Annotated in this window: 6 protein-coding genes; 2 read left to right on the top strand and 4 right to left on the bottom strand. The window is 71.0% G+C overall.

Annotation, left to right across the window (positions count from 1 at the left end; genetic code table 11):
- The 3 genes from BCD49_RS41020 to BCD49_RS24540 form a co-directional block, all read right to left on the bottom strand.
- Nucleotides 1-358 (bottom strand): beta-ketoacyl synthase N-terminal-like domain-containing protein (locus BCD49_RS41020; protein ID WP_241832390.1); only part of this gene is annotated, 358 nt, incomplete at its 3' end.
- 117 nt (nucleotides 359-475) lie between these two features.
- On the bottom strand, nucleotides 476-1,372 hold the full coding sequence (locus BCD49_RS24545; RefSeq protein ID WP_007507042.1) for a 3-hydroxybutyryl-CoA dehydrogenase: 897 nt from the start codon (nucleotides 1,370-1,372) through the stop codon (nucleotides 476-478).
- Complete coding sequence (locus BCD49_RS24540) at nucleotides 1,369-2,370, bottom strand: 3-oxoacyl-ACP synthase III family protein (protein WP_027141392.1); 1,002 nt, start codon at nucleotides 2,368-2,370, stop codon at nucleotides 1,369-1,371. Before BCD49_RS24540 ends, BCD49_RS24545 begins: the two co-directional genes overlap by 4 nt.
- 828 nt (nucleotides 2,371-3,198) lie before the next feature.
- Here BCD49_RS24540 and BCD49_RS24535 point away from each other — a divergent pair.
- The gene (locus BCD49_RS24535) at nucleotides 3,199-4,674 is read left to right on the top strand and encodes an MFS transporter (protein WP_083401671.1); all 1,476 of its coding nucleotides are present in this window, start codon (nucleotides 3,199-3,201) and stop codon (nucleotides 4,672-4,674) included.
- Nucleotides 4,675-4,914: 240 nt separating this feature from the next.
- Here BCD49_RS24535 and BCD49_RS24530 read toward each other — a convergent pair whose 3' ends face one another.
- Nucleotides 4,915-5,655: a TetR/AcrR family transcriptional regulator gene (locus tag BCD49_RS24530; RefSeq protein WP_007507037.1), complete on the bottom strand. Its 741-nt coding sequence runs from the start codon at nucleotides 5,653-5,655 to the stop codon at nucleotides 4,915-4,917.
- Between the two features lie 281 nt (nucleotides 5,656-5,936).
- Between BCD49_RS24530 and BCD49_RS24525 the strand changes: the two genes are divergently transcribed.
- Nucleotides 5,937-7,241, top strand: coding sequence for a cytochrome P450 (locus BCD49_RS24525; RefSeq protein ID WP_007507035.1), 1,305 nt, complete (start codon nucleotides 5,937-5,939; stop codon nucleotides 7,239-7,241).
- The last annotated feature ends 203 nt before the right edge of the window (nucleotides 7,242-7,444 follow it).

Genomic DNA, 7,444 nt, shown 5'->3' with positions numbered 1-7,444 from the left:
AAATCCCAAAGAACTCCGCATCGAAACCCCCAGCACCCCCCAGAAAACCACCCCGCCGCGTAACCGACGACCCAGGAACATCCCCACCCCCACCAAAAAGACGCCCCAAATCCCAACCACGATCCCCCGGAAACTCCGACGTCCCGTCACGCCCCTCGACGACCAGATCCCACAGATCCTCAGGAGACTCGACACCGCCCGGAAAACGGCAGGCCATACCCACGATCGCCACCGGCTCCCGGTCCCGGGCCGCCAGTTCCCGGTTGCGCTGCCGGAGCCGGGCCGTCTCCTTCAACGAATCCCGCAGCGCCGCGACCACCGTGTCGGCCGACGAGGTGCCCTTAGCCGTAGACGCCATTGATCCATCCGCCTTCCTTGACTCTTTCCGTGGACAGCTCTCATCGCGTCGACCGTTTCAGCGCTCGACGACGCCCGCCCGGGCGCCGGCCCCGGGCGGGCGGAGAAGCCGCAGGCCTCACGCGTATTCGTAGAAACCCCGGCCGGTCTTCCTGCCGAGCAGGCCGCCGTCGACCATGCGCAGCAGCAGCGGCGGCGGCGCGTACAGCGGCTCCTTGAACTCCGCGTACAGCGCATCGGCGATCGACACCGTGGTGTCCAGGCCGATCAGGTCCAGCAGGCGCAGCGGGCCCATCGGATGGGAGCAGCCCGCCACCATGCCGCGGTCGACGTCATCGGGCGTCGCGATGCCGGCCTCCACCATCCGGACGGCGGCCAGCAGGTACGGGAACAACAGGGCGTTGACCAGGAAACCGGCCCGGTCGGGCGAACGGATCGCGGTCTTGCCGAGAACCTCGGTAGCCAGGTACTCAGCGCGATCCACGGTGTGCTGGTCGGTGAGCACCGAGCCGACTACCTCGACCAGTGGCAGCACCGGCACCGGGTTGAAGAAGTGCAGGCCGACAACCCGGCCGGGATTCTGCGTGGCGCGGGCGAGCCGGACGATCGGCAGCGAGGAGGTGTTGGAGGCCAGGATCGCCTCCGGATCCGTCACGATCTTGTCGAGCAGGGCGAAGACCTGGAGCTTGGCGGACTCGTGCTCGGGGACCGCCTCGACGACCGCCTGGCGGTCCGCCAGGTCGTCCAGCGCGGTGGTGAAGGAGATCCGGTCCAGCGCGCCGTCCCGCTCCGCCGCGCTGATCTTCGTCTTGGCGACCGCGCGGTCCAGCGATCCGGTGATCCGGCGCAGGCCGCGCTCGCCGGAGTGCACGGAGGAGACGGCGACCCGCACGTCGAGCCCCGCCCTCGCGGCGATCTCGACCACGCCGGCGCCCATCTGCCCGCAGCCGACCACGCCGAGCCGGCGCAGGCGCCCCGCGGGCGTGGCCGCGTCCACTGCCAGGGTGTCCGTCATGCCGCGGCCCCCCGCCAGCTGAGCAGCGACGTGCCCACCGCCATGCCCCCGCCGAAACCGGCGAGCAGCACCAGTTCGCCGCGGCGCAGCCGCCCGGCGCGGTTGGCCTCGTCCAAGGTGACGGGGATGGAGGCGGAGCCCAGGTTGCCGTACCGCTCCACCGTGCGGTGGGTGGTGGCCCGCGTGAGCCCCGCGGCCTCGACGAGCTCGCGCATCATCACGCCGTTGGCCTGGTGCGGCACGAAGTGGTCGACCTCGCCCAGCCGCCGGCCGGCGCCCTCGACCAGCCGCTCCAGCGCCGAGGGCAGCCGCTGGTTGACGAACTCGCGCACGGCGCGGCCCTCCATGCGGAAGTAGTGGCCGCCCTCCGCGAGTGTCTCCGCCGAGGCGGGCGACCGGCTGCCGCCGGCTTCCACCCGGATGAGGTGGTGTGCGTCGCCGCTGGTGGACAGGTCGGTGCCGAGGAAGCCGTAGGGCTCGTCGACCTCGCCCACGACGGCCGCTCCGGCCCCGTCGGCGAACAGCGGCGCGGTGCGCCGGTCGGAGAAGTCCAGGATCCGGGAGTACACGTCGGCGGCGATCACCAATGCCCGGGACCCGGGGCGCAGCGCGATCAGCGCCCGGGCCAGCTCGAGGCCGTAGACGAAGCCGCTGCACACGGCGTTGACGTCGAAGCAGGCCGCGCCGTACGCGCCGATCGCGTGCTGGACCAGCGCGGAGGTCGGCGGCTGCGGGGAGTCTCCGGTGGAGGTCGAGACGATCAGGTAGTCGATCGCCGCGGCGGGCACCTCCGCGGCGTCCAGCGCTTCGGCGGCGGCCCGGGCGGCGAGGTCGGAGGCCGCCTCGTGCGGCGGAGCGTAGCGGCGGCTCCTGATCTCGGTCTTGCGCTCGATCCACTCCGCCGTGACGCCGCAGCGGGCCGCTACCTCCTCGTTGCTGACTTCTTCCTTGGGGACGTACGAGCCGGTCGAGATGATCCCGACCGCGTGTGTCGTCACCGTCGAGTCCGCCTTCCGTGATAGGGGGCCAACCCGCCGAGGCGGGGCGGGTGTGCCGGTCCCGCCGGCGCGGAGGGCGTTCGCCCGGTCCGCGCGGTCCCACGGCATCCCGTTGGCCGAAAAGCGAAAGGTCTCCCTGTGGATTTCCCGGCGCCGCGCCGCGCCGCGCACGAAGTGCCCCGTCACGCACATGCGGTCTTATGCGGAAGCCGGGCCGGCAGCGCTGCCGGAAATACCGGTCCTTCTCATGACCGCCACGTATTCCGCGTGGCGTTGGGTCACCCCTTCGCCACGCTATGTTTCGTTTCCGTCCCGGCCAACCCCAGGCTTGCCGCGCCCCCCCTAGCCGATTCGCCTGATATCGGGTGGCCGCGGTCGTGGCGGGTGCGACGAGCCGCTGCCGCGCGGGTCGACCGGCCACCAACCGCCCAGGTACGTGCGCCGCGAGCGGCTCGATAGGGGGGCCGGGGCCGGCCGGCGGCGGCGGGGGRGGAGTGGCTGGCGGGCGAGTGGCGTCCACGGCGCTTCGCGGACGAGGGCCGGGGCCTGCCGGCCCGGGCCCGCCGGCCCGCGCGGACACTTGCCTGCTCGCAGGACAACACCCCAGGTCGCGGGCCCGCGGTCGTGCCGGAGCGATCGACGGGGGCCGGGCCGGCAGGGCCAGGGGCTGGCTGGACGCTTGACACTTAACGGCGCATGGCACCTATACTTAGTGCGTAAGTTGAACGCCGTGTAACCTATGCGCGCAGTGCAGGCCCGCAGCAGACACCGGGCCGGTACGGGAAATGTCATGCCGTCGCAGTCGTTTCGAGGGGATTGACCGGGTCCATGACGGATACTTCTGGGCTGGCGCCGACGAAATTGGGGTGGCGGCTCGCGCTGTTGGGGTTCTCGCAGCTGATCATCGCGGTCGACTACAACATCGTCTACGTGGCGTTGCCGGATATCGGTGAGTCGCTGAACTTCTCGGCCCAGTCGCTGCAATGGGTCGTTTCCGCCTACGCGGTGGGCTATGGCGGGCTGCTGCTTTTCGGCGGCCGGCTGGTCGACCGGCTCGGCGCCCGGCGGGTATGGTTCGCGTCGCTGGTGATCTACGGGCTGTCCTCGCTCGTGGGTGGGCTCGCGAACACCCCGGGGCTGCTGATCGCGGCACGCGCGGTGCAGGGCGGCGGCGGGGCGTTGCTGTTCCCGGCGACGCTGACGTTGATCTTCATCGGGTTCCCGGAGGGCCGGGAGCGCAACCGCGCGATGTCGGTGTGGGGCGCGATCGGCGGCGGGGGCCTGGCGGCCGGAGCGCTGCTCGGTGGTCTGTTCACCGACTGGTGGGGCTGGTCGTCGGTGATGTTCGTCAACGTGCCGCTGACGGTGATCGCGATAGTGGCCGGCACGCGGCTGCTGCCGGCGGACGGGCCGGCACGCAAGGCGATCCGGGAGTTCGACGTTCCGGGCGCGCTGTTGGCGACCGCGGGCGCCTCGCTGATCGTGTTCGGCCTGGCGTCCGGCCCGTCGTCGGGCTGGACGTCCCTTCAGTCGCTCGGCGCCGAGGTGCTCGGCGGGCTGCTGCTGATCTCTTTCGTGGTGGTGGAGGCAGTGACTCCCTCGCCGCTGATGCCGCTGCGCCTGGTGCGTACCCGCACGCTGGCCGTCACGATGGCCGTCGCCTTCCTGTTCATGGTGGGACTGGCGAYGGGGTACTACGTGCTGACGACGTACCTTCAGCCGGTCCTCGGCTACAGCCCGACGGAGGCCGGCCTCGCGTTCCTGCCGCTGTGCGCCGTCTCGATGGCGGCCGGGAAGCTCACCGCGCCTCTGCTGAACCGGTTCACCCTGCGCACGGTCTTCACCGGGACGCTGGTCGTGAACGGCGCGGGTGTCGCGATCACCGCGCTGGGGATGTCGGCGCACGGGTCGTACTGGGCGCTGCTGCCCGGGATCATCCTGTGGGGATTCGGCGGCGGCGTCGGGTTCACCGTGGTGTTCGGGGCGGCCGGGCTGGGTGTCTCCCCGCTTGAGCAGGGCGTGGCGACCTCCGCGGCCTCGACCTCGATGCAGATCGGCGGGGCGGTGGGGCTGGCGGCCCTGGTGGCCGTGGCCAACCACGGCATCGACTACGGCGGCGTGCCAGCGCCGAGCGCCGCGGAGATCGTGGACGGGTTGCAACTGGCAGGCGTGATCGCGGGCATCGTGGTCGCGGCCGCCTGCCTGATCACCTTCTTCTTCCTGAAGAACCCGGCCCCGCCCGTGGAGACCGAGCCCGTCGAGGCCCGGGCGGACGAGGTGGAGGGGGCCTCCGCGACCGCGTGAGCCCGGGCGGCCGGCGGCGCGGCCCGCCGCCGGCCGCCGCCGCGGTAGGACCACGTGGCCGGACGGGCCAGCGCCCCCTCAGTCAGCCCTGGTAGGACTCCGTCCGTTGCTCCGGGATGCCGAATCGTTCCCGCGAAGCCCTCAGACCACATGGCCGGTACGTTCCCAGGCGCCGGCCACGCCGATACGAGACCCGCCCGGGTCGGCTTGACCCGGGCGGGTCTCGTCGTTCCCTGCCTGTCAGTGGCCGCCGCCGGCGGCCGCGCTCGGGTCCGGGAGCTCGAGCCCCAGTGAGGCGATGAGGCCGAGCAGTTCCAGGTGGTAGAGCTTGGCGGGATCGGCGACCTGCGTACGCAGGTGACCGTAGATCTCCAGGGCGACCAGCCCATGCATCCGGCCCCACACCCGCAGCGTCAGCGCGAGCGCCGCCGGCGGCAGGCCGGGCTGCTCGGCGTTCAGCACGGCGATCAGGCCCGGTTGGAAGTCCTCCCAGACCAGGTCCCCGCCGGGGTGGGTGGCGGCGGCGTGCGACCAGGCGGCGGCGACCAGCTGGATCAGCAGCCGGCAGACCCGCAGCGCGGCCTCGGAGGCGGCGCTGGCCTCCGGCAGGTCGTGGCCCGGGACCGGGTCGCCGTAGACGAGCCGGAACTCCTCGGGATGCTCGATCGCCCACTGCCGGTAGGCGTGGCCGTGGGCGAGGACCCGCCGCGCGGTGTCCTGCTCGGGCAGCCGGCGGTGCGCGGCCTCGAGGGTGTCGGCGAGCGAGGTGTAGACGTCGCTGACCAGCGTGTTGATGAGCGCGTCACGGGTGTCGTAGTAGCTGTAGATGGCGCCCGCGGTCATGCCCATGTCCCGGGCGATGGCGCGGAGGGACACGGCCGCCGCGCCGCCGGCGGCCATCTGCTTGAGCGCGGTGACCTTGATCTCCGCGGCCGTCTCGGCGCGGAGCCGTTCCCGGCGGCTCAGTGTCGGCTGTGCCATGCAAGCCAGTTTACCGCGTGTGACCATCTCCGCCGACGGTCTTCAGGCCGTCCGCGGACCACGGACCGCGGCGGTGCGCACAAGTCGTCGGCGAACGCACATCCGCATTCCGTGAACGGACCCGGATTCTGGGTGGATCGCGGACCCCGACTTCCCGGGAAATCGATAGGGGGCCGGCGCCGCGCGATAAGGGTTGGAATGCCGAAATGCCCGCCATAATCTCGCGGTGGGCGCACGCATCCGCCCGTCCCGGCCCGCCGCCTCGTTTCCGAGGGGACGTCATGACCACGAGCCCTGAACTCACCACACCGACCGGATGCCCGGTCTCCACGCTGGCCGCCGCATTCGATCCGTTCGAATCCGCGTACCAGGCCCACCCGGGCAAGTCCATGGCAGCCGCCCGCAAGGCGGAGCCGGTCTTCTACAGTCCGGTGCTCGATTACTGGGTCGTCACCCGGTACGACGACATCAAGGAGATATTCAAGGACACCGACACCTTCTCCGCCTCCATCACCCTGGACCAGATCACCCCGTCCACCGACGAGACGATCGCGATCCTGGTCCAACACGGCTTCAATCCCGGGCTCGCACTGGTCAACGAGGACGGCCCGTCCCACCGGGAGCGCCGCATGGCGCATCAGGACCCGTTCAAGGGCAGGGAGGTGGAGGCCCTCGTCCCGCGCATCCGGGAGATCGTGAACGGGTACATCGACGCCTTCGTCAAGAAGGGTCGCGCGGACCTCATGGCCGACCTCTTCCAGGAGGCGCCGATCACCATCGCGCTGATCTTCATGGGGATCCCGGACGAGGACATCGCGGCCTGCCGCCAGTTCACCCTGGACCAGACCGTGTTCATGTACGGCCGGCCGTCCCCCGAGGAACAGAAGCAGGTGGCCTCCAACCTGGGCCGGTACTGGGAGTTCAGCGGCGGGCTGGTGGAGAAGATCAGGCAGGCCTCGGAGGGCCCCGGCTGGCTGCCGCATCTGATCCGCGAGAGCGAGCGCAAGCCCGGGCTGTTCGGCGACAACGAACTGCAGACAACGGCGCTGGCCGGCCTGGTCGCCGCGCATGAGACCACGACCAACGCCAGCGGCAACGCCATGCGCGCGCTGCTGGAGAACCCGCGGACCTGGGAACGCGTCTGCGCCGACCCGGAGCTGATTCCCAAGGCGGCCGAGGAGTCGCTGCGCTACGACGGTTCGGTGGCCGCCTGGCGCCGGCTGGCCGTGAAGGAGACCACGGTCGGCGGCGTGACGATACCGAAGGACGCCCGGGTGATGATGATCACCTCCTCCGCCAACCACGACGAGGCGGTCTTCGAGGACCCGGAACGCTTCGACATCGACCGGCCGAATCCGAACCGGCACATGACCTTCGGGTTCGGCGCGCACGCCTGCATGGGCGCCACGCTCGCTCGGCAGGAGATGCGGATCTTCATCGAGGAGCTGGCCCGCCGGCTACCGCATCTGCGCCTGGTCGGGGAGCAGCGGATCACGTATCTGCCGAACACCTCCTTCCGCGGCCCCCAGCACCTGCTCGTGGAGTGGGACCCGCAGCTCAACCCGGTGCCCGCCGACCGCCCCTGACGCCGTGGCCTCGCCACGTGGCGAGGCCACGTTCCCGATGTGGCCCGGTCATCTTGTGCCGCCGGCGGCGGGCCGACGTGGCGACGCCTTCTTTGCCGCATATCGACAACGGCGCTCCCGTCGTCCCGCCGCCAGACGGGTGCCGTCTTCGAAAAGGTCACCGCGATCCGGGAGGAAGAAAATTTGAGTGAAAATATGAGTAA

Origin of the sequence: Pseudofrankia sp. EUN1h (genome assembly GCF_001854645.1) — a bacterium.
GTDB lineage: Bacteria > Actinomycetota > Actinomycetes > Frankiales > Frankiaceae > Pseudofrankia > Pseudofrankia saprophytica.
The sequence above is the reverse complement of the archived record's forward strand: the minus strand, read 5'-3'. Positions and strand labels throughout refer to the sequence as shown.

Bases quoted from the DNA above. Each gene is read 5' to 3' on its own strand.
- BCD49_RS24545 (WP_007507042.1), bottom strand. From the start codon at position 1,372: ATGACGGACACCCTGGCAGTGGACGCGGCCACGCCCGCGGGGCGCCTG.
- BCD49_RS24530 (WP_007507037.1), bottom strand. From the start codon at position 5,655: ATGGCACAGCCGACACTGAGCCGCCGGGAACGGCTCCGCGCCGAGACG.
- BCD49_RS24525 (WP_007507035.1), top strand. From the start codon at position 5,937: ATGACCACGAGCCCTGAACTCACCACACCGACCGGATGCCCGGTCTCC.